This is a genomic window from Streptomyces sp. NPDC104814, from assembly GCF_055583185.1.
Genome location: NZ_JBVJOL010000001.1, coordinates 1,836,582 through 1,859,824, shown reverse-complemented (window position 1 = coordinate 1,859,824; position 23,243 = coordinate 1,836,582). Strand labels below are relative to the sequence as shown.

Here is a 23,243-nt window from a genome sequence, read left to right as displayed (position 1 = left end):
ACGATGCGGCCCACCCGTCCACACGACCAGGGAGGACCTGTCGTGCCTGCGCACAGCCAGCCCAATGCCCCCCGTACCCTGCACCTGAACGTGCACCCCGTGGCTGCCGGCCACCACCCCGGCGCATGGCGGTGGCCGGGTGCCGATCCGGTGGCCTTCTCCCGGATCGAGGGGTACCTGGACGTGGCGCGGACCGCCGAACGGGGGCTGTTCGACGCGGTGTTCCTCGCCGACGTGCCCGGGCTGCACGCGGACCTCACCGACTATCCCGTCGTCAACGGCCTGGAACCGACGCTGATCCTGACCGCCATGGCCGTCGTGACCGAGCGCATCGGCCTGGTCGGCACCGCCTCCACCACCTACAACGAGCCCTACAACATCGCCCGCCGGTTCCGCGCCCTTGACCTGATCAGCCACGGCCGGGCCGGCTGGAACGCGGTGACGACGTCGGGCCCGCGCGTCGCCGGGAACTTCACCGCCCACGAACCCGACTCGGCCGAACGGTACGCGCGCGCCCAGGAGTTCGTGTCCGTCGTACTGAAGCTGTGGGACAGCTGGGCGCCGGACGCGCTGGTCACCGATGTGGCGTCCGGCCGGTACGCCGACATGGCGCGGATACGGCCGATCCACCACCACGGCGCCCACTACGACGTGGCCGGACCGATCAATCTGCCCCCGTCCGAGCAGGGCCACCCGGTGCTCTTCCACGCCGGCGTCTCCGACAGCGTGCGGACGCTGACGGCCCGCACGGGCGAGGTGATGTTCAGCGCCGTCGTCGACCCGGACGCGGCGCTCGCCGACATCTCCGACATCCGCTCGCGCGCTCTGGCCTTCGGCCGCCCGGCCGGATCGGTGCTGTTCCTGCCCGGGCTTGTCACCTCCGTGGGCGGCACCGAGGAGGAGGCGCTCAAGCGCCGCGAGGAGCTGGACGAACTCAGCGGCAACGAGGGCGCCTTGGCCGCGGTGGCCGCCCTCCTCGGTCTCGATCCCGGTGATCTGGCGCTCGACCGGCCCGTCCCCGAGGCCCTGCGCGGCGGTCTGCACCGCGTCGGCGGTCACGCCCGCGCGGTGGCACGGCTGGCGCTGGAGGGCCGTACCGTGCGCGACATCGTACGGCGCGGCGGTGGCGGCGGGCATGTGGTGGCCGTGGGCGCGCCCGAGCAGGTAGCCGACCGGATCCAGGCGTGGTTCGAGTCGGGTGCCGTCGACGGGTTCACGCTGATGCCGGACGTCACCTTCGACGGGCTGCCCGCCTTCGTCGAGGCGGTGGTGCCGATCCTGCAGCGCCGTGGCCTGTTCCGTACGGCCTACGAGGGCAGCACCCTGCGCGAGCACTACGGTCTGGCGCTGCCGGACGTCGCCCCGCGGGACCGGGCCGCGGTCCCGCGGGCGAGCGCCGAGCGGATCACGAGCTCAGCCTGACGCCCTCCAGCCGCGGCGAGGTGATGGCCGGGGCGAACCCCGTGACCTGCTTCGCCCGTCCGAACAGCCACGGTGACGTGAACAGCATGATGTTCGAGCCGCTGCGCACGGTCTGAGCGGTGACCCTGCGCAGCGCCGGGGCGTAGCCGGGGCTGTCCACGGGCTGGTCACCGGCGTCCCGAAGCGCCTTTGTCAGGGCGGGGACGTCGTAGCTGCCGTAGGGGGTGTTCGCGAACGACAGCTGCTGCGTGGGCGACTCCCGGCCGAAGACACCGCTCGGGAAGAACGCGACCTGGTGCTTGACGTACACCTTGTCGGCGACCTGGGCGACGGGGATCTGCTCCAGGGTGGTGTTGATGCCGGCCTTCTTCAGCTGGGCCTGGAGCAGTTCCGCCTCCACCCGCCGGTCGATGCCGCCGGGGCTGGAGAACCAGGTGATCGGAAACGGCCTGCCGTCGTACTTCGCCTGCTTCAGCAGCGACTTGGCCTTGGGCAGGTCGTAGGCGTAGGCGTCGGCGCTGCCCGGGTCGTAGGCGAGGTAGCTGTCGGGGAAGGGCTGCACGGTGGGCTCGCCGTGGCCGCCGTTGAGGACCTTCACCAGGGCGCTGCGGTCGATGGCGTGGTTGACGGCCTGGGTGAACAGCGGGTTGTCGAACGGCTTGAGCTTGGCGTTGACCTCGATGCTGGACACCTGCAGGCTGGGGAACTCGTCGACGGCGAGGCCGGACGCCTTCAGGGAGGCGACCTGGGTGCCGTTGATGAAGCTGGCGAGCTGGGTCTCGCCGCTGCGCAGCGCGGAGACGATGGCCTGCGGGTCGGACAGGAACTTCAGAGTGACACCGGCGAGATGGATGTCCTTGGCGTCCCAGTAGTGGGGGTTGCGCTTGAGGACCGCCTGCCCGTCGGGGCTGTAGCTGGTGAGCGTGAAGGGGCCGGAACCCACGGGTGCGGTGGCGAGCTTCTTCGGGTCGGCCGCGGCCGCCTTCGGGCTGACGACCATGCCGGTCTTGCCGCCGAACGCAAGCGGCAGCGCATAGTCCTTGCGCCCCAGGTGCAGGACGATGGTGGTCGGGTTCGGGGCGTCGATCGTGGCGATGGAGTCGAGCTGGCCGGTGATGCCGGAGTCGGCCTGGGTCTTGCCGCGTTCGATGCTCTTCTTCACGGCCTCGGCGTTCAGCGGACTGCCGTCGGAGAACGTCAGGCCCGGGCGGAGGGTGAAGGTCAGGGTCCGGCCGTCCTTGCTGTACGCCCACGTGCTGGCGATGCCGGGGCGGGCCTCCCCCTTGGGGCCGAGCCGGGTGATCGAGTCGTAGACCAGGCTGAGCGGGGTGACGTCGATGCCGGACTGGGAGGTGACCGGGTCCCAGGTGGAGGGCGTCGGCAGGGACCAGCTGAGGGTGCCGCCGGGGGCGGCGCCGGCCGCGCCGGCGGTGTCGCCCTCGGTGCCGCTGCACGCGCTGAGCAGGACGGTGAGGGCGACGACCGCGGCGGCCGTTCGGGTGTGCGGTGTGGTGCTGTGCGGTATCACTGGGGTTCCTTTCCGGGCCGGGGCCGTGGTGGGCTCCGGGCGGCTGGTGCGTGACTGAGCGGTCGGCGCGTCGTCGGTTCACGCCGGGAGGCGGGCGAGACGGGCCTTGAGGGTGCGGGGGGCGGAGTCCAGGAGCAGCTCGGTGTAGGGGTGGGCCGGAGCGGTGAGGACCTGGCGGGTGGGGCCGTCCTCGACGATGCGGCCCTCGTGCAGGACGGCGACACGGTCGGCGACCTCGGCCATGCTCGGCAGGTCGTGCGAGATGACGGCGACGGCGAGTCCCAGGTCGTCGCGGAGCCGGCCCAGCAGGGCGAGGATCTGTGCGCGGCCGGAGGCGTCGAGTGCGCTGACGGGTTCGTCGCACACGAGCAGCCGGGGACGGGTGGCCAGGGCGCGGGCGATGGCGACGCGCTGGCGCTGTCCACCGGACAGCCTGCCGGGGATGCGGTCGGCCAACGCCGGTTCCAGTCCGGCGAGTTGTAGGAGTTCGGCGGCGCGGACGGCGCGTGCGGCGGCGTCGCCCTCACGGCGTACGGCCAGGCCCTCGGTGATCGACTCGGCCGCCGTCAGGTCGGGGTCGAGGGAGCGCAGCGGGTCCTGGAAGACGTACTGCGCCGTGCCCTCGCGGCGCAGTGCGCGGCGGGCGCGGCGGCCGAGGCGGGTGATGTCACGGCCGTCGAGGTGCACGGTGCCGGCGGTGGGGGTGACCAGGCCGAGCACGGCACGTGCCAGGGTCGTCTTGCCTGATCCGGTCTCCCCGATCACACCGGTGACGGTGGCGGCGGGGACACTGAGGTGCACGCCGTCGAGGACCCGGTGCCGGGTGCCGTCGGGGGCTCGGTAGGAGACGCCCAAGCCGGTGACGCGCAGAACGGGTTCGGGTGCGTCAGCCGGCATACGGCTCCTCCTCGATGAGCCCCGCGGCCGTGAGGAGCGAGCGGGTGTACGGGTGGGCGGGGCGGTGCAGCAACTGCCGCGCGGGGGCCGTCTCGACGAGTTCTCCGTGGCGGAACACGCCGATGTCGTCGCAGAGTTCAGCGACGGCCTCCAGGTCGTGGGAGACGAACAGGACGGCGAGGCCCAGGCGTTCGCGCAGGGAGCGCAGCAGGGCGAGGACGTCCCGCTGGGTGCGCGCGTCGAGCGCGGTGGTGGGCTCGTCGGCGACCAGCAGGTCGGGGCGGCAGGCGACGGCGAGGGCGAGCATGGCCCGTTGCTGCATGCCGCCGGACAGCTGCGCGGGGATCTGCCGGGCGACACGCGCGGGCTCGCGCAGGCCGACCTCGACGAGCAGACCGAGGGCGCGTTCGCGGGCCTCGGCGCGGGTGGCCCCGCCACGCACCCGCAGCACTTCGCGCAGTTGCCGGCCGATGGTCAGGGACGGCGTGAGATACGAGCCGGGGTCCTGGAAGACGGCGCCGATCCGGACGGCTCGCAGGGGCTGCCAGCCGCGCCGGTCGAGCCGGGTGACGTCCCGGCCGGCGAACCGGACCCGCCCGGCCGTGACGGTGCACCCGGCGGGCAGTACGCCGAGCACGGCACGGCAGGTGAGGGTCTTGCCGCTGCCCGACTCGCCGACGAGGCCGAGAGTGCGTCCGCGGCGCAGGGTGAAGCCGGCACCGCGCACGAGCGGCGTGTCCGTGCCCGCGGCGCGGATCGTGAGGTCCTCCACGGACAGCAAGGGCTCGGAATCGGGGTCAGACACGGGTGGCCTCCTTCACCGTGCCGCGCTCGGCGGTCACCGGTTCGCCGCGGCGCAGGGTGTCGGCGAGGGCGTTGCACGACCACACGGTCGCGATGATGAACAGGCCGGGCCACAGCGGGCCCCACGCGTCCTGCCACAGCTGCTGGACGGTGCCGGCGAGCATGCCGCCCCAGGTGGGGTTCGGTGGCTGTACGCCGAGGCCGAGGAATCCGAGGCTCGTGGTGGCGAGGACGGCGTATCCGGCGGTCAGGGCCGTGGTGACACCGAGCGTGGGCAGGGTCTTGCGCCAGATGTGCCGGCGCACGATCCACAGCCGGGACGCGCCGAGCAGTTCCGCGGCCTCCACGTACTGGGTGTGCGCGTAGCCGAGGGCCTCGGCCCGCACGACGCGCAGCAGGCGGGGCGCGAAGAGAGCGCCGACGGCGAGGGCGGCGGTCGCCGGGCCGTTGCCGAAGACACCGGCGACGGCGATGGCGACGACGACACCGGGCAGGGTGAGCAGCGCGTCGACGCCTCGCAGTGCGACGCCCGCCGCCCTGGGGCCGAGCAGCACCGACGCGATCCCGGGCAGGGCGCCGCCCACGACGCCGATGCCGACCATGGCGAGCGCGCTGAGGACGGTGGGCCGGGTGCCGGTGACGATCCTGCTCAGGACGTCCCGGCCCAGTTCGTCGGTGCCGAAGGGGTGGTGGGCGCCGGGGCCGCGCAGGATGGCGTCGGAATTCTGGGCCAGCGGGTCGTGCGGCGCGAGCGCCGGGCCGAACGCCGTGAGCACCAGCACGCCGAGCAGGATCACGGCCGCGATGCGGGCCGGCGCCGTGGGCAGGGCGGCTGCGAGGCGCCTGCCGGTCCGAGTGATCATGGCGAGGTGTTCATGCCTTCCGGGTCTCGGGTCTCAGCCGTCCGATGAGGGCGTCGACGAGGAGGTTGGCGGCCAGCACCACGCCCACGGTGACCAGGAGCACGCCCTGGACGACGGCGGTGTCGTGGGAGGCGGCGCCGCCGAGCGCGTACTGGCCGAGGCCGGGCAGCCCGAACACGGTCTCCACGACCACCGCGCCGCCGAGGAGTTCGGGTACTTCGAGGCCGATCAGGGACACCGCGGGTCCGGCGGCGGTGCGCAGCACGTGCACGAACAGCACGCGGCGCGCGCTCAGGCCGCGCAGGGTGGCGCCGACGACGAAGTTCTCGGCGAGGGCGCCGGCGAGCGAGGTGCGCAGCTGCCGGGCGAGGGCGGTGGCGACGACGAAGCTCAAGGACAGCCCGGGCAGCAGGACGTGCCGCAGCCACTCCCCCGAGCCCCCGGCGGGCGGCGCGTATCCCGTGGCCGGAAGCCACTTGAGGTGCACGGCGAACAGCTGCACGAGCCAGATGCCGAGGAGGAACACCGGCACCGTCACGGCCAGGGAACCGAGCGCGGTCACCGCCTTGTCGACGCGGCCGCCCGGCCGCACGCCCGCGGCGATCCCTGCCGGGAAGCCGATGAGCACCGCCGCCACGAGCGCGACGAGCGCCACCGACAGGTCGACGGGCAGGCGCTGGGCGATCGCGTCGGCCACGGGGATGTCCGTCAGGTACGAGCGGCCCAGATCGCCGGTGAGGGCGTGACCGAGCCAGGACAGGTACTGCTGCGCGAAGGGCTGGTCGAGGCCCCAGAGCCGGTGCAGCCGGGCCACGTCGGCGGGGGTGGCGTTCTCGCCCAGCCGGGCGGCGGCGGGGTCCACCGGCGACAGGTGGCCGAGCGTGAAGACGATCAGCGAGCTGAGCAGGACCACCGGCACGACGACGAGGAAGAGCAGCACGAAGGCGCGGCGCAGGGGCCGTGCGATTCCCGGGCGGCGCCGGCGGACGTCCACCGGGCCGAGCACCGCCGGGGCGTCGCGGGACAGGGTCGGGGCGGCCATCAGCGGTCGGTGAACTGCAGGCTGAACTCGGTGAGCCGGGTTCCCTCGACCTCCTGCGCGGGCAGCGCCTCCTCGACGGCTGCGAGTTCGTCGGCGGTGAGGTCGAGCGTGGCGGCCGCGAGGTTCTCCTCGAGGTGGTCGACGCGCCGGGTGCCGGGGATCGGTACGACGTCGGGGCCGCGGTGGTGGACCCAGGCCAGGGCGAGCTGGCCCACGGTGACGCCCTTGTCCTCGGCCAGCGGGGCGAGCCGGTCGACGAGGGCGAGGTTGTGGGGCAGGTTGTGGGCGCTCAGCCGGGGCTGTGCCAGGCGCCGGAAGTCGTGCTCGCCGAAGGCGGACACCTCGCGGTAGCGCCCGGTGAGGAAGCCACGGCCGAGGGGCGCGTTGGGCACGATGCCGATGCCCAGTTCGCGTGCCGTGGGGGCGATCTCCGCCTCGATGCCGCGCGACCACAGGGACCACTCGGTCTGCAGGGCGGTGATCGGGTGGACGGCGTGTGCGCGCCGGATCGTGGCCGCGGCGGCCTCGGACAGACCGATGAAGCGGACCTTGCCCGCGGTGACGAGTTCGGCGAGCGCGCCGACGGTCTCCTCGATGGGGACGGCCGGGTCGACGCGGGCCTGGAAGTACAGGTCGATGTGGTCGAGGCCGAGCCGGCGCAGCGAGTCGTCGGCGGCCTGCCGCACATGGGCGGCGTCACCGCGCACGGCCTGGCCGATGCCACTGCCGCTGCGCACCACGCCGAACTTGGTGGCGACGACGGCCTGTTCACGCCGGCTGCCGGCGAGGGCCTTGCCGATGAGTTCCTCGCTCGCGCCGTGTCCGTACACGTCGGCGGTGTCGATGAGCGTGACGCCCAGGTCGAGGGCCCGGTGGATGGTGGCGATCGACTCGGCGTCGTCGGTGGGCCCGTAGAACTCGCTGATGCCGAGCCCTCCGAGCCCCTGCGCGCCGACTTCGAGTGTGCCGAGGCGGCGCGTGGGCAGGCCGTCGCTCATGGGTTCCTCCCGCTGGTCATGCCGTACGTGCGTGCGCTGCTGCGTGGCGCTCAGCATGTCCGGGCGGGCTAAACCGCCTCTGAAGCCGGCGCGGGGTGTGCGGGCAGCGTGCGGTGCAGGTGGGCGGCGAGGGCTGCGGGGGTGGGGTGGTCGAAGACGACGACTGGCGCGAGTTCGAGTCCGGTGTCGGCGCACAGCCGGTTGCGCAGGTCGAGCAGGGCGAAGGAGGTCAGCCCCGCTTCCTGGAACGCGGCGTCGTCGGTGACGGCGTCGGGGCCGTCGTGGCCGAGGACCTCCGCGGCGTGCGCCCTGATCCGCTCCAGCAGCAGCCGTTCGCGTTCCGGCCCCTCGGCGGCGGTCAGCAGGCCCGCGAACCCGCCGTCGGTCTCGGGCGGTCGAAGATCCTGCGGTACGGCCGCGTCGGGGCGCTGGCCGGGTGTGGTGAGCCAGTACCGCTGCCGCTGGAACGGGTAGGTGGGCAGGTCGGTCGGCGGGGTCACGGGAGTGTGCCGCGGGGACTCCTCGCCGGATGCGACGGTGCGGCCGTGCAGGGTGAGCGTGGCGAGCGCGAGGTCGAGGGCCTGGGTCTGCGGCAGGTCGCGGCGCTGCAGCGGCACAGGGACGGCGTCGGGCCGGGCGACGGCGATCAGCGGGGTGAGCGTGGCGTCGGGGCCGACCTCCAGGTACGTCGTATGGCCCGGGTGGGCTTCGGCGAGGGCGTTCAGCCCGTCGTGGAAGCGGACGGTGCCGCGGGCGTGCCGGGCCCAGTAGCCGGGGTCGGCGAGGTCGCCCGGGCCGGCGGTCGTCCCGGTGACGTTCGAGGCGAGCGGCAGCCGAGGCGCGGCCGCGGTGAGCGTGCGGGCCGTTTCCCGCAGGGCGTCGAGCACGGGGTCCATGTGCGGGGAGTGGAAGGCGTGGCTGACGGTGAGCCGCCGGGTGCGGTGGCCGAGCTTTCCGCAGCGCTCCTCGACGGCGCGTACGGCGTCGACGTCGCCGGAGACCACGGTGGACCGGGCCCCGTTGACGGCGGCGACGGCGATCCGGTCGGCGTGCGGGCGCAGCAGCGGACGGACGTGGCGTTCGGCGGCCTGGACCGAGAGCATCGCGCCGCGCTCCCGCGGCAGCCGTTCCATCGACAGGGCGCGGGCCGCGACCAGCGCCACGGCGTCGTCGAGGCCGAGGACACCGGCGACGTGGGCGGCGGCGAGTTCCCCGATGGAGTGCCCGATGACGGCGTCGGCGTGCAGCCCGTGCGCCTCCAGCAGCCGTACGAGGGCGAGCTGGAAGGCGAACAGGCCGGTCTGGGTGTAGCCGGTGCGCTGCAGCAGGTCGGCTGCTGGGGTGCCGGCGTCGGCGAACATGACCTCCTTCAGCGGCAGCGGAAGGTGGCCGTTCAGCTTCGGGGCGAGGCGGTCCAGTACGTCGTCCAGGGCGTCCGCGAACACGGGGTGCGCGGCGTACAGTTCGCGCCCCATGCCGGCCCGCTGGGCTCCCTGCCCGGAGAAGGCCAGGACGAGTGCCCCTGCGGGTCGGGGTGCGGCGAGGGCGAGGCCGGGGGCGGGCCGGCCGTCGGCGAGGGCGCGCAGCGCGTCCCGCAGCGAGGCGCGGTCGGTGCCGGTGACGGCCGCGCGGCGCTGGAAGCGGGTGCGGCCGTGCGCCAGCCAGTGAGCGATGTCGTCGGGCGGGATGCCGGGCGCCCGGTCGAGCTGGGCGAGCAGTGCGCCGGCGGCGTCGCGCAGGGCCTGATCGGTGCGGGCGGTGATGACCCAGGGGCGGGGGCGCGAGGGTGCCCGGTGGGGGACGTCCGTGGCGCCGGGCGCCGGGAGGTCCGGGGCCTCTTCGAGGACGACGTGGGCGTTGGTGCCGCTGATGCCGAAGGAGGAGACGGCGGCGCGGCGTGGCCGGCCCTCGGTGCGGGGCCAGGGCCGGGGTTCGGTGAGCGGGCGGACGGGACCCGCGGACCAGTCGATGTGCGGCGAAGGACGGTCGGCGTGCAGGGTCGCGGGGAGCTTCTCGTGGCGCAGGGCCTCGATCGTCTTGATGACACCGGCGACCCCCGCGGCCGCCTGGGTGTGCCCGATGTTGGACTTCAACGACCCGATCCACAAGGGCTCTTGTCGACTGCTCCCGTACGTGGCGAGCAGCGCGTGGGCCTCGATGGGGTCACCGAGGGTGGTCCCGGTGCCGTGCGCCTCGACGGCGTCGACCTCGGCAGGGGTGAGACGCGCCTGGTCGAGGGCGCGGCGGATGACGCGTTCCTGTGCCGGGCCGCTGGGCGCGGTCAGTCCGTTGCTCGCGCCGTCCTGGTTGACGGCGCTGCCGCGCACCAGCGCGAGGACGGGGTGCCCAAGTCGCAGGGCGTCGGAGAGCCGCTCCACGAGCAGCATCCCGGCGCCCTCGGCGAGCCCCGTGCCGTCCGCCGCGGCGCCGAACGCCTTGCACCGGCCGTCGGGGGCGAGGCCGCGCTGCCGGCTGAACTCCAGGAACACCCGGGGTCCGGCCAGCACGCACACACCGCCGACGAGGGCGAGCCGGCACTCCCCCGCACGCAGCGCCTGTCCCGCCAGGTGCAGGGCGACGAGGGAGGAGGAGCAGGCCGTGTCCACGGTGACGGCGGGGCCTTCGAGGCCGAGTGTGTAGGCGAGGCGGCCGGAGGCGACGCTCGCGGCGTTGCCGGTCATGAAGTGGCCGTCGAGTTCGCCAGGGACCTCGTGGGGGCGGGGTGCGTAGTCCTGGGCGACAAGGCCGACGAACACCCCGGTGTCGCTGCCGCGCAGGGACACCGGGTCGATACCGGCCCGTTCGACGGCCTCCCAGCCGGTCTCCAGAAGCAGACGCTGCTGCGGGTCCATGGTGAGGGCCTCGCGCGGCCCGATACCGAAGAACGCGGCGTCGAAGTCGCCGGGCGAGGTCAGGAAGCCGCCGTGCCGGGCGTAGCTGGTGCCGGGCCGGGCCGGATCGGGGTCGTAGAGCGCGTCGAGGTCCCAGCCGCGGTCGTCGGGGAACGGGCCGATCGCGTCGCGCCCTTCGTCGACCAGCCGCCACAGGGCGGCGGGTGAGTCGACGCCGCCGGGCAGGCGGCAGGCGGTGCCGATGACGGCGAGGGGTTCGCGGGCGCGTTCCTCGGCGTCGTCGAGGGCCTGCCGGGTGCGCCGCAGATCGGTGGTGGCCCGCTTGAGATAGTCGCGGAGCCGGTCCTCGGTGGTCGTGGTCGTCATGGCGTGTCTGGACTCCTGGGCGTGCGGCTTGCGCGTCCGGCGTTCTCGCCGGCGCTGTCGAGGTCGTATCGGCGCCTTCGCGGGCGGTGGCGACGACCGGCGCCCGCCCGCCGGTGGCGACGGCCGTCATGGGCGCGGGCCGGTGGCGACGGCCGCCGCCCTCGCGGGGCGGTGGCGACGGCCGTCATGGGCGCGGGCCGGTGGCGGCGGCCGGCGCCTTCCCGGGCGGATGGCGGCGGCCGTCGTCGGCGCGGGGCCGGTGGCGGTGGCCGGCGTCAGCGCGGGTCCGGGGTCTCGATCTCCTGGTCCAGCGCCGCGAAGAGTTCCTCGTCGGTGACGTCGCTGAGGTCGTCCTCGACAGGTCCGGGCACCGTCGCCGCGCCTGCCGGTACCTGCTCGTCGAGCCTGCGCAGCGCGGCCCGCAGCCGGGCGCGTACGGCGCTGTGGGTTTCGCTTCCGTGGCGCAGGGTCGGTACGAGGGCCTCGATCCGGGCGAGTTCGTCCAGCGGCGAGGTGTCCTGCCCGGTGCCGGCGGGTGCGAGGCGTTCGGCCAGGTGGCGGGCCAGCGCGGTCGGTGTCGGGTGGTCGAAGACGGTGGTGGCGTTGAGTTTGAGCCCGGTCGCGCCGGCGAGCCGGTTGCGCAGTTCGAGGGCGGTCAGGGAGTCGAACCCGACGTCCTTGAAGGCCCGTTCGTCACCGCCCGCGGCATGGTCGGCGGACCGCCCCAACACGGCGGCGGCGTGCGCCTGGACGAGGATGAGCACGGCCTCGACGCGCTCCTGCGGGCCGAGCGCGGCGAGCCGGTCGCGCAGGGCGTCGCCGTGTTCGCCGGTGGCCGCCTGTGCGGCGATCCGCCGGCCGGGTGCGCGCAGCAGCCCGCGCAGGATCACGGGCACACTCTCCGGCGTGGTGCCGGGCGGCAGGTGGAAGCGTGCGGCGGCGACGGCCGGATGCGGTGCCCCTACGGCGGCGTCCAGGAGGGCGAGCCCCTGGGCGGTGTCCATCGGGGCGACACCGCCGCGCGCCATCCGCGCCCGGTCGGTGTCGTCCAGGTGCCCGGTCAGGCCGCCGTCTTGCGCCCACAGGCCCCAGGCCACGGAGGTGACGGGCAGCCCGTCGGTCGCCGCGGCCCGCGCCGCCAGGGCGTCCAGGTAGGCGTTGGCGGCGGCGTAGTTGCCCTGTCCCGCGCCGCCGACGAGGCCGGACAGGGAGGAGTAGAGGACGATGCCGGCGAGGTCCGCGCCGCGCGTCAGTTCGTACAGGTGGCGCGCCGCCGTCGCCTTGGGCGCGAGCACGGCCTCCAGGCGTGCGGTGTCCAGGGAGGCGAGGACGCCGTCGTCGAGCACACCGGCGGTGTGCAGCACCAGGGTGAGCGGGTGGGCGTCGGGAATCCGGGCGAGCACACCGGCCAGCTGCTGCCGGTCGGCGACGTCGGCGGCCTCGACGGTGACCTCGGCGCCCGACTCTCGGAGTTCGGCGATGAGTTCCGTGGCTCCGGGGGCGTCGGTCCCGCGCCGTCCGACGAGCACCAGGTGCCGGATGCCGTGCCGGGTGACGAGGTGGCGTGCGGCGTGCGCGGCCAGCGATCCGGTGCCGCCGGTGATGAGGGCGGTGCCGCCCGGGTCGGGCGCCTGCGGCAGGGTCAGCACGAGTTTGCCGGTGTGCCGGGCTTGGGCGAGGTGCCGCAGCGCGGCGGGCGCGTGGGCGACGGGCCAGGCGGAGACGGGCAGCGCGGGCAGGGTGCCGCTCTCCAGGAGCGGCAGCAGCTCACCGAGGATCGCCGCGATCCGCTCGGGCCCGGCGTCCATGAGTTCGAACGCCCGGTAGGACACGCCCGGCCGGATCGCGCGCACCGCGTCCGCGTCCCGGATGTCGGCCTTGCCCATCTCGACGAACCGTCCTCCACGGCCGAGGAGCCGCAGCGAGGCGTCGACGAAGTCACCGGTGAAGGAGTTCAGGACGACGTCGAACCCGTCGTCGCCTGCGGCCGCCCGGAAGTGTTCCTCGAAGTCGAGGGTCCGCGACGACGCCACGTGCCGTTCGTCGAGGCCCAGCCCGTGCAGGACCGGCCACTTTCCGGGACTTGCGGTGCCGAACACCTCGGCACCGAGGTGGCGTGCCAGGTGCACGGCGGCCTGCCCGACACCGCCCGCCGCCGAGTGCACGAGGATCCGCTGCCCGGCCTCCAGTCCTGCCAGGTCCACGAGGGCGTACCAGGCGGTCAGGTAGGCGGCGGGAAGGGCGGCAGCCCGGGCGAACGTCCAGTCGTCCGGTATCCGGGCGGCCAGCCGGCGGTCGGTGACGGCGACCGGCCCGATCCCCCCGCCGAACAGCCCGGTGACGCGGTCGCCGACGGCCAGGTCCGGCACGCCGGATCCGACCTCGGTGACGACGCCGGTGGCTTCGGTGCCGAGCGGGGCGGTACCGGGGTAGCTGCCGAGTGCGATGAGGACGTCACGGAAGTTGAGCCCGGCGGCGCGCACGGCGATGCGGATCTCCCCGGGAGCCAGCGGCCCGGTGGCGTCGGGCGCAGGCTCCAGGGTGAGGTCGTCCAGGGTGGTGCCGGCCGGAGCGAGCCGCCATGCGCCGGCGCCGTCCGGCGGGGTGAGCGCGGCAGCGGTCAGCGGCACGAGCGCCGGCACGTGAAGCTCATGTCCTCGCACGGCGACCTGAGGCTCGCCCAGCGCCAGCGCGGCGGCGAGCACGGCGTCGTCGAGACCGTGGGCATCCCGAGGTGTGGGGGCGTCGTGCGCACCCTCGGAGTCCGTGTCGACCAGCACGAACCTGCCCGGGTTCTCGGTCTGGGCACTGCGTACGAGACCCCACACCGCCGCCGTCGCCGGGTCGGCGAGGCGGTCGGCACGGCCGGTGGCCACACCGCGCCGCGTGTGGACGACGAGGGTGGCGTCCTGCGTCCGCTCGTCAGCCAGCCAGGCCTGGAGGACACCGAGAACGGTCCCGACGGACGGACCGGGCAGCTCGTCGGGGCCGGACGAGACGGGCAGGACAGCCACGGGCGGTACGTCACCCGCCGCGAGCCAGTGCCCGACGGCCTCCTCCGGCCTTACGGCTCGCACGCCGTCGATCGACGGGACGGCCTCTGGCCAGGCCCGTGCCACCCATTCGACGACGTGAAGACCGCCGTCCTGAGCGCCCTCACGGGTGGCGGGCCGCAGCAGTGACCCTTCGGGAAGTTCGCGCAGTACGAGCTCCTCGGCGTGCGCGACGAGTTGGCCCTCTGGATCGGCCAGGACCACGCTGATTCCGCCGCTCGCCGTCCTGCGCAGCCGTACCCGCACCGCCGTGGCCTCGGCGGCCTGCAAGGTGAACCCGCTCCAGGAGAAGGGGAGCCGGGTCCCCGCGCCGGCGTCCTCCGAGTCCAGCAGCCCCGCGGCGAGCGGGTGCAGGGCGGCGTCGAGGAGCGCCGGATGCAGGGGGTGCCGGGACACGTCCGCGCGCAGCCGTCCCTCGTCGGGAAGGGCGACGTCGGCGAGGACGTCGGCGCCGTGCCGCCACACCGCTCGGACGCCGCGGAAGGCGGGCCCGTACGTGTAGCCGCGCGCCGCGAGGTCGTCGTAGAGCCCCTCGACCGGTACCGGTGTCGCACCGGGCGGTGGCCAGGCCCCCGCCGTCCGGAAATCCGGCTCGGCGGCGAGCGGCGGCACGCGCGTCAGGACGGCCGTGGCATGGCGCACCCAGGGCTGGTCCGGACTGCCGGTGCGCCGGGCGTGCACGGTGACTTCGAGCGGCCCGTCGTCCCCGTCGGGGCGTACGGTCGCCTGCAGGTCGACGGGCGTGCCGTCCAGGACGAGGGGCGCCCACAGGGTGAGTTCGTCGACGTGGGGAGCGCCCGCCTGTTCCCCGACGAGCAGGGCGAGGTCGACGAACGCGGTCCCCGGCACGACGACCGTGTCACCGACGGCGTGGTCGGCGAGCCACGCCGGGTCGGCGCCGGTGCCGATACGGCCGGTGTACAGGGTCGTACCGTCGGCGAGGGTCGTGGTGGCTCCGGTGAGCGGATGGTCGGTGACGTCGAGCCCCAGGAGGCCCGGGTCACTGCGGTCGGGCGTGATGTCGAGCCAGTAGGGCTGGTGGTCGAAGGCGTACGTCGGCAGTCCGGCGGGCGGCGCCGCATGTGCGGGCACCCGTACCGGCCAGCGCACCGGATAGCCGTGCACGAACAGCGTGGACAGCGCCGTCAGCAACGGACCGTGATCCTCACGGTCACGCCGCAGCGTGCCCGTCACCACCACACCGTCGGCACCGGCCGCATCCACCGTGTCCTGCACCCCGGCCGTCAGCACCGGATGCGGACTGCTCTCCACGAACGCCCGGAACCCGTCCACAAACAACGCCTCCACCGCGTCCTGGAACCGCACCCGCCGCCGCAGATTCTCGAACCAGTACTCCCCCGTCAACTCCCGCGTGTCCGCCAGCAACCCGCCCGTCAACGTCGAATAGAACGGCACCGACGACTCACGCGGACGAATATGACCGATCAGCCCGGCCAACTCCTCCCGCAAGGCATCCACGTGGTGGGAGTGCGAGGCGTAGTCCACCGGGACCTGGCGCACGCGCACCTCACCGCTGCGGTGGGTGGAGACGAACTCGGCCAGTGCCTCGGCGTCGCCGGAGACGACGGTGGACCGCGGCCCGTTCACCGCCGCCACCCCCAGCCGGCCCGCCCAGGCCTCCAGCAGCCTCTCGGTGTCCTCGACCGGCAACCCCACCGACGCCATACCGCCAGTCCCCGCCAGCGCTGTCAGCGCCCGAGAGCGCAGCACCACCACCGCCACCGCATCCTCCAGCGACAACGCCCCCGCCACACAGGCCGCCGCGATCTCCCCCTGCGAATGCCCCACCACCGCATCCGGCTCCACGCCGTAGGAGCGCCACACCTCCGCCAGCGACACCATCACCGCGAACAAAACCGGCTGCACCACGTCCACCCGGCCCAACGCCACCGGATCCCCCAGCACCTCCTCCAACGACCAATCCACATACTCCGACAACGCCTCGTCCACCTCGGCGAACCGCCGCCGGAACACCTCCGACTCCCCCACCAGCGAACGCGCCATCCCCACCCACTGCGCACCCTGACCCGGGAAGACAAAGACCACCCGGCCAGGCTCACCGGCCACACCCTCCACCACCGCCGGATGCGGCACCCCCGCACCCAACGCGGCCAACCCCTCCCGCACCACAGCCGGCTCCCAGCCCACCACCACCGCACGCCGCTCCAACACCCCACGCCGCGACGCCAACCACCCCACCACATCACCCAACGCGGCTTCGTGCTCTGCTGCTTCGAGATACGTGGCGAGGTTGCCGGCCTGCGCGGTGAGTGCGGGGGCTGTGCGGGCGCTGAGGATCAGCGGGACGGGCAGGGCCTCCGGGGTCTCGGGCGCCGGCTGGGGCTGTGGCGGCGCGGACTCGAGGATGACGTGCGCGTTGGTGCCGCTCATGCCGAAGGCCGAGACTCCCGCGCGCCGTGCGCGTCCGTCGGTCTCCCAAGGACGGGACTCGGTCAGCAGCGACACCGCACCGCTCGACCAGTCGACCTGCTCCGTCGGCGTCTGCGCGTGCAGCGTGCGCGGCAGCACCCCCCGCCGCAACGCCTCCACCACCTTGATCACACCCGCCACACCCGCAGCCGCCTGCGTGTGCCCGATGTTCGACTTCACCGAACCCAGCCACAACGGCACCTCACGACCCTGCCCATACGTCGCCAAAAGCGCCTGCGCCTCGATCGGATCACCCAGACGCGTCCCGGTGCCATGCGCCTCCACGGCGTCCACGTCCGCCGGGGCGAGCCCCGCCGAGGCCAGCGCCTGGCGGATCACCCGCTCCTGCGAGGGCCCGTTCGGCGCGGTGAGGCCGTTGCTGGCGCCGTCCTGGTTCACGGCCGAGCCCCGCAGGACGGCGAGCACCGGGTGGCCGTTGCGCCGGGCGTCCGACAGGCGTTCCACGACCAGCAGGCCGACGCCCTCGGAGAATCCGGTGCCGTCAGCGTCCGCCGAGAAGGCACGGCAGCGCCCGTCCGGGGACAGTCCGCGCTGCCGGCTGAACTCGATGAGCATGTCCGGTGTCGCCATGACGGTGGCGCCGCCGACGAGCGCCAGGCTGCTCTCGCCCTTGCGCAGCGACTGCGCCGCCAGATGCAGCGCCACCAGCGACGACGAGCAGGCCGTGTCGACGGTCAGGGCCGGGCCGGTGAACCCGTAGGTGTAGGACAGGCGGCCGGAGGCGACGCTGCCCGCGCTGCCGGTGCCGAGGTAGCCCTCCACCTCCGCGTCGGGCCGGCCGAGCCGGGACCGGCCGCCGTACTCGGTGTAGATCAGTCCGGTGAAGACGCCGGTGTCGGAGCCGCGCAGGGAGGCGGGATCGATGCCCGCCGACTCCAGTGCCTCCCAGGAGGTCTCCAGCAGGAGGCGTTGCTGCGGGTCCATCGCGGTGGCCTCGCGCGGGCTGATCCCGAAGAAGTCGGCGTCGAACTCGGCCGCGTCGTACAGGAATCCGCCGTGCCGGGTGGAGGTGGTGCCGGGGGCGGACAGGTTGGGGTCGTAGAGCGCGGAAACGTTCCAGCCGCGGTCCTCGGGGAACGCCGAGATGGCGTCACGGCCCTCGGCGACCAGCTGCCACAGGTCCTGCGGGGAACGCACCCCACCGGGATAGCGGCAGGCCATGCCGACGATGACGACGGGGTCGTCGGCCTCGGCAGCACCGGCGTTCCGCGCGGGGCCCTGGTTCTCGGTCGTGGCGCCGGCCGGGGCGAGGAGTTCGCTGTGCAGGTGGGCGGCCAGCTCGGCCGGGTTCGGATGGTTGAACACCAGCGTCGCGGGCAGCCGCAGACCGGTGATGCGGGCGAGGCGGTTGCGCAGTTCGACCGCGAGGACGGAGTCGAAGCCGAGGTCCTTGAAGGCCCGGTCGGCGGCCGGGGTGGCCGTACCGTCGTAGCCGAGGACGGCGGCGACCTCACCGCGGACCAGGTCCCTGAGCGTGGCGTGCTGCTCGCGCTCCGACTGGCGGCGCAGCCGGTCGGCCAGGCCTCCGCCACCGTGCCCCGCCTGTTCGGCGACCCTGCGCCGCGGCCGCGGCACGGGCCGGCGGTCCTCGGTCGGGCGGCTCGCCGCCGGTGCGGCGAGGTCGGCCGGGGCGGGCGCGCGCAGAGTGATGCTGTCGACGGTCAGAACGGCCTGGCCGCTGGGGTCGGTCGCGGTGAGGGAGACGGCGCTCCGGTCGGCCGTGGGTGCGATCCTCACACGGAGCAGCCGCGCCCCGGTCGCCCGGAGCGTGATCCCGGACCACACGAACGGCATGCGCACGCCGGCCGGGGCCTCGTCGAGGAGCGCGCGGGGGTGCAGCGCGGCGTCGAGCAGCACCGGGTGGATGCCGAAGGCGGCGGTGCCGTCGTCGGGCAGGGGTATCTCGTCGGGCAGGGCGACCTCCGCGTACACGGTGTCGCCGTCCCGCCAGGCGGCCTGTACGCCGTGGAAGGTGTCCTCGTAGGTCACGCCGAGGTCCGCGAGATGCGCGTACAGGCCCTGTGTCGCGAGAAGTTCCGCCCCGGCGGGTGGCCAGGCCGTGGGCGGGCCCAGGGGGTGGTCATCGTCCGTGGCCTCGGCTGCCCGGGACAGCGTGCCCTCGGCGTGCTGTTCCCAGCCCTGCTGCCCGTCGCCGCTGCGGGCGTGGACGGCGAAGGCGCGGCGGCCGTCGTCCTCGGGCGGCGCCAGCACAACCTGGACGGCGACGGCCGTGTGCTCGTCGTCCGGCAGGACGAGGGGCCGGGTGAGCACCAGTTCCTCGACCTGGTCGAGACCGGCCGCGTCGGCTGCGTACAGCGCGAGTTCGGCGAGGGCGGCGCCGGGGAGCAGCGGGGTGTCGTCGAGTGCGTGGTGGCCGGTCCAGGGCTGGGCGGTGCGGGAGACGGCGCCTTGGAGGACCAGGCTGCCGTCGTCGGCGCGGTCGACCAGCGTGCTCACGAACGGGTGCCGTTCGCTGCGCACGCCACCGGTCGGTGCCGGGGTGTCGAGCCAGTAGGGCTGGTGGTCGAAGGCGTACGTCGGCAGTCCGGCGGGCGGCGCCGCATGTGCGGGCACCCGTACCGGCCAGCGCACCGGATAGCCGTGCACGAACAGCGTGGACAGCGCCGTCAGCAACGGACCGTGATCCTCACGGTCACGCCGCAGCGTGCCCGTCACCACCACACCGTCGGCACCGGCCGCATCCACCGTGTCCTGCACCCCGGCCGTCAGCACCGGATGCGGACTGCTCTCCACGAACGCCCGGAACCCGTCCGCAAACAACGCCTCCACCGCGTCCTGGAACCGCACCCGCCGCCGCAGATTCTCGAACCAGTACTCCCCTGTCAACTCCCGCGTGTCCGCCAGCAACCCACCCGTCAACGTCGAATAGAACGGCACCGACGACTCACGCGGACGAATATGACCAATCAGCCCGGCCAACTCCTCCCGCAAGGCATCCACGTGGTGGGAGTGCGAGGCGTAGTCCACGGGAACTTGGCGCACCCGTATGTCGCTGTCCCGGTGTCGGGCCACCAGCTGTTCGATCGCTTCGGCGTCGCCGGAGACGACGGTGGACCGCGGCCCGTTCACCGCCGCCACCCCCAGCCGGCCCGCCCAGGCCTCCAGCAGCCTCTCCGTGTCCTCGACCGGCAACCCCACCGACGCCATCCCGCCAGTACCCGCCAGCGCGGTCAGCGCCCGAGAGCGCAGCACCACCACAGCCACCGCATCCTCCAGCGACAACGCCCCCGCCACACAGGCCGCCGCGATCTCCCCCTGCGAATGCCCCACCACCGCGTCCGGCTCCACTCCGTAGGAGCGCCACACCTCCGCCAGCGACACCATCACCGCGAACAAAACCGGCTGCACCACATCCACCCGGCCCAACGCCACCGGATCCCCCAACACCTCCCCCAACGACCAATCCACATACTCCGACAACGCCTCGTCCACCTCGGCGAACCGCCGCCTGAACACCTCCGACTCCCCCACCAGCGAACGCGCCATCCCCACCCACTGCGCACCCTGACCCGGGAAAACGAACACCACCCGGCCAGGCTCACCCGCCACACCCTCCACCACCGCCGGATGCGGCACCCCCGCACCCAACGCGGACAGCCCCTCCCGCACCACAACCGGCTCCCAGCCCACCACCACCGCACGCCGCTCCAACACCCCACGCCGCGACGCCAACCACCCCACCACATCACCCAAGTCATGCTCGGGGGCGGAGGAAAGGTGGTCGTCGAGCCGGCGTGCGGCGGCGGTGAGGGAGGCTTCGGAGCGGGCCGTCAGGATCAGTGGCGTGGGGAGGGACGGGGTTTCCGACGGCGCGACCTCGTCGGTGGAGGGGGCCTGTTCGAGGATGACGTGCGCGTTGGTGCCGCTGATGCCGAAGGAGGACACGGCGCCCCGGCGTACACGTCCGTCGGTCTCCCAAGGACGGGATTCGGTCAGCAGCGACACCGCGCCGCTCGACCAGTCGACCTGCTCCGTCGGCGCCTGCGCGTGCAGCGTGCGCGGCAGCACCCCCCGCCGCAACGCCTCCACCACCTTGATCACACCAGCCACACCCGCAGCCGCCTGCGTGTGCCCGATGTTCGACTTCACCGAACCCAGCCACAACGGCACCTCACGACCCTGCCCATACGTCGCCAAAAGCGCCTGCGCCTCGATCGGATCACCCAGACGCGTCCCGGTGCCATGCGCCTCCACCACATCCACCTCGCCCGGGGCGAGCCCCGCCGAAGCCAGCGCCTGACGGATCACGCGGACCTGGGAGGGGCCGTGGGGGGCCGTCAGCTGGCTGCTCGTGCCGTCCTGGTTGACGGCCGAGCCCCGCAGGACGGCCAGCACCGGGTGGCCGTTGCGCCGGGCGTCCGACAGCCGTTCCACGAGGAGCAGCGCGGCTCCCTCGCTCCAGCCGGTGCCGTCCGCGTCGGCCGAGAACGCCTTGCATCGGCCGTCGGGGGCGAGGCCGCGCTGCCGGCTGAACTCGACGAAAGTGTTGGGTGTGGCCATGACGGTGGCGCCGCCGGCCAGGGCGAGGCTGCTCTCGCCCTTGCGCAGTGACTGCGCCGCCAGATGCAGGGCCACCAGCGATGACGAGCAGGCGGTGTCCAGGGTGACGGCCGGGCCGGTGAACCCGTAGGTGTAGGACAGGCGGCCGGAGGCGACGCTGGGCGCGCTGCCGATGCCGACGTGGCCCTCGTGGGCGGGCGGTGTCGGGTGGGGGTGCTGGAGGCGGCTGCCGTAGTCGTTGTACATGATCCCGGTGAAGACGCCGGTGTCGGAGCCGCGCAGGGCGGCCGGGTCGATGCCCGCCGACTCGACGGCTTCCCAAACGAGTTCGAGCAGGATGCGTTGCTGCGGGTCGATGGTCAGTGCCTCGCGCGGGCTGATCCCGAAGAAGGCGGCGTCGAAGTCGCCCGCGTCGTGCAGAAATCCGCCGTGCCGGGTGGTGGTCGTTCCGGGGTGCTCGGGGTCCGGGTCGTAGAGGGCGTCGGGGTTCCAGCCGCGGTTGCGCGGGAACTCCGAGATGGCGTCGCGGCCCTCGGCGACCAGCTGCCACAGGTCCTCCGGGGAACGCACCCCGCCGGGATAGCGGCAGGCCATGCCGACGATGGCGATGGGCTCCGAGTTCCGCGCGTCGGCCGATTCGAGTTCGGCGACGCGGCGGCGCGTCTGCTGCAGACTCTCGGTGACCTTCTTGAGGTAGTCGCGGAGCTTTTCCTCGTTCGCAGTCATACGCCCTTCAGGCCTTCCCACAGAGCGGAACACATATCGACGGAACACGTTGCGGCGGCACACGTATCGGCGGAACAGATTGCGGCGGAAACGTTTTGGAACGGATCCGGATTCGGCGGTGGTTTCTCAGAGTTGTTCGAGTGCGAAGCCCGATTTGATCCACTTACTGGATTCGATGGCTATTCCGGCGACACGGTCTCCGGGTACCAGCCGGTCGAGCAGCGCGTGCAGTTGGAAGAAGACGAGGGCGTTACCGTTGTTCCCGGTCTCGCCCACGCAGTTGATGTGCCGGGCGCCGGTCACGGCGAGATGCCCGGTGATCTTCTCGGTCATCCGGACGGAGAGCTGGGGCGGCAGGAGATAGTCGAGGTCGTCCCTCTTCCAGTCCAGTTCGGCCAGTACGTCGTCCAGGATCTCGGCGGCGAGCAGCGGAACGGATTCCTCGATGGCCTTGTAGTCCTCGTGGGCGGCGATGTCGGGCCCGGGCGGATGGGCGGGGCCGAACCATTCGAGGATCTGGCCGGGCGCCCTGCCCTTGCCGACCAGGCGGAAGCGGGTGGTGCGCAGCGCCGTGTCCCCGGCGTCGGGGTCGGCGCTGAGGACGGCAGCGCCCGCGCCGTCGCCGAAGAGGACGAAGTTGACCAGTTCGGCGGGCGGGATGCGGCGCAGGTCGGCGTCGAGGACGTAGTGCTTGGCGATCACGTCTCCGCCGATGACCAGAGCGGTGCGGTGGCGGCCGGTGGACAGCAGCCGGCGGGCCAGATCCAGAGCCTGGACGGCGCCGGAGCAGCCCGACTGGATCTGGTAGGTGACGACGTCGTCGATGCCGAGCGCGTCGGCGATGACGTTGACGGTGGCCGGCATCAGCGCGTCGGGGGTGGCGGTGCCGAGGACCAGCAGGTCGATGTCCTCGGCGGCCACGCCGGCCGCGGCCAGCGCCTGATGGGCGGCCGCGGTGCCGAGGGAGGCGAGGGTGTCGCGTTGTTCACCGGTGCCGAGGTCCACGGCGAGGTGGCGGGTACGGGTGCCGATGAAGGCCTCGATCCACTGCTGCCACAGCGTGTCCATGCGGAAGTGCTTGCCCAGGGCGACGTTGTCGATCGGCGGGCCCGGCAGGGCGGTGCCGACGGACAGCAGGCGGGTCTCGGCGGGGTCCATGCCCGGTCACCTCCGGTAGAGAACGATCTGCGAGAGGTACGACTTGTGCGTCTCGACGGGCTTGAACTGGCGGTACCCGACGGCCCCCTGGAACGGTCCGGCGACACCCACCGCGGGGATCGTGGCCTGTTCGCCGGCCGTGAGCCGGGCGTCGTCGACGAGGCCTCCGGTGCGGATGACGGTGCCGTCGGTGAGGGTGATCTCCTCGGAGTAATAGGCGATGAAGTGGCCGTCCGTGCTCTTGCGGAGCATGCGGCCGACGCCCTGGGTGGTGCCGACGACGTTTCCTTCCGCGTCGCGCAGTTCGTAGGAGACACGGGCGAAGTCATCGAGGGTGGGGTTCTTCCCCTCGAAGTCGTCGTTGGTGGATTCGTAGGCGAGGAGGTTCTCGTTGAGGTCGGCGAGCCAGAGCACATTCTCCGGGTCGGAGAGCAGGGGGTGGTCCTTCTCCGGCGCGAAGGGCGGGGCGGCGAGTTCCGCGATCCGCTGCGCCCTGGCTTCCGCTGTCGTTTCGTTTTCCGTTGCGGTCATGCGTTCACGG

At 73.4% G+C, this 23,243-nt stretch carries 11 protein-coding genes; 1 reads left to right on the top strand and 10 read right to left on the bottom strand.

Annotation, left to right across the window (positions count from 1 at the left end; translation table 11 throughout):
* The first annotated feature begins 42 nt into the window (after positions 1–42).
* A complete protein-coding gene (locus tag ACZ64A_RS07785; RefSeq protein WP_469808870.1) occupies positions 43–1,422 on the top strand; it encodes an NtaA/DmoA family FMN-dependent monooxygenase in 1,380 nt (459 codons plus the stop codon).
* Here ACZ64A_RS07785 and ACZ64A_RS07780 read toward each other — a convergent pair.
* The 10 genes from ACZ64A_RS07780 to ACZ64A_RS07735 all read right to left on the bottom strand — a co-directional run bounded on the left by ACZ64A_RS07780 (position 1,406) and on the right by ACZ64A_RS07735 (position 23,233).
* Positions 1,406–2,950, bottom strand: a complete 1,545-nt coding sequence (locus ACZ64A_RS07780; RefSeq protein ID WP_469808869.1) for an ABC transporter substrate-binding protein — start codon at positions 2,948–2,950, stop codon at positions 1,406–1,408. The two genes, ACZ64A_RS07785 and ACZ64A_RS07780, sit on opposite strands and share 17 nt — an antisense overlap.
* Positions 2,951–3,028: 78 nt before the next feature.
* Positions 3,029–3,847: an ABC transporter ATP-binding protein gene (locus ACZ64A_RS07775; protein WP_469808868.1), complete on the bottom strand. Its 819-nt coding sequence runs from the start codon at positions 3,845–3,847 to the stop codon at positions 3,029–3,031.
* On the bottom strand, positions 3,837–4,652 hold the full coding sequence (locus ACZ64A_RS07770; RefSeq protein WP_469808867.1) for an ABC transporter ATP-binding protein: 816 nt from the start codon (positions 4,650–4,652) through the stop codon (positions 3,837–3,839). Before ACZ64A_RS07770 ends, ACZ64A_RS07775 begins: the two co-directional genes overlap by 11 nt.
* Positions 4,645–5,514: an ABC transporter permease gene (locus tag ACZ64A_RS07765; RefSeq protein ID WP_469808866.1), complete on the bottom strand. Its 870-nt coding sequence runs from the start codon at positions 5,512–5,514 to the stop codon at positions 4,645–4,647. The genes ACZ64A_RS07770 and ACZ64A_RS07765 overlap by 8 nt, the downstream gene beginning before the upstream one ends.
* A 10-nt stretch (positions 5,515–5,524) precedes the next feature.
* A complete protein-coding gene (locus ACZ64A_RS07760; RefSeq protein WP_469808865.1) occupies positions 5,525–6,556 on the bottom strand; it encodes an ABC transporter permease in 1,032 nt (343 codons plus the stop codon).
* Positions 6,556–7,554, bottom strand: a complete 999-nt coding sequence (locus ACZ64A_RS07755; protein ID WP_469809095.1) for an aldo/keto reductase — start codon at positions 7,552–7,554, stop codon at positions 6,556–6,558. The genes ACZ64A_RS07760 and ACZ64A_RS07755 overlap by 1 nt, the downstream gene beginning before the upstream one ends.
* A 68-nt stretch (positions 7,555–7,622) precedes the next feature.
* A complete protein-coding gene (locus ACZ64A_RS07750) occupies positions 7,623–10,772 on the bottom strand; it encodes a type I polyketide synthase (RefSeq protein WP_469808864.1) in 3,150 nt (1,049 codons plus the stop codon).
* Between the two features lie 275 nt (positions 10,773–11,047).
* Positions 11,048–21,544: an SDR family NAD(P)-dependent oxidoreductase gene (locus tag ACZ64A_RS07745; RefSeq protein WP_469808863.1), complete on the bottom strand. Its 10,497-nt coding sequence runs from the start codon at positions 21,542–21,544 to the stop codon at positions 11,048–11,050.
* Positions 21,545–21,670: 126 nt separating this feature from the next.
* Entirely contained in the window at positions 21,671–22,702 is a 1,032-nt protein-coding gene (locus ACZ64A_RS07740) for a 3-oxoacyl-ACP synthase III family protein (RefSeq protein WP_469808861.1), read from the bottom strand.
* Positions 22,703–22,708: 6 nt separating this feature from the next.
* The gene (locus tag ACZ64A_RS07735) at positions 22,709–23,233 is read right to left on the bottom strand and encodes an allene oxide cyclase barrel-like domain-containing protein (protein ID WP_469808860.1); all 525 of its coding nucleotides are present in this window, start codon (positions 23,231–23,233) and stop codon (positions 22,709–22,711) included.
* Positions 23,234–23,243: the final 10 nt, after the last annotated feature.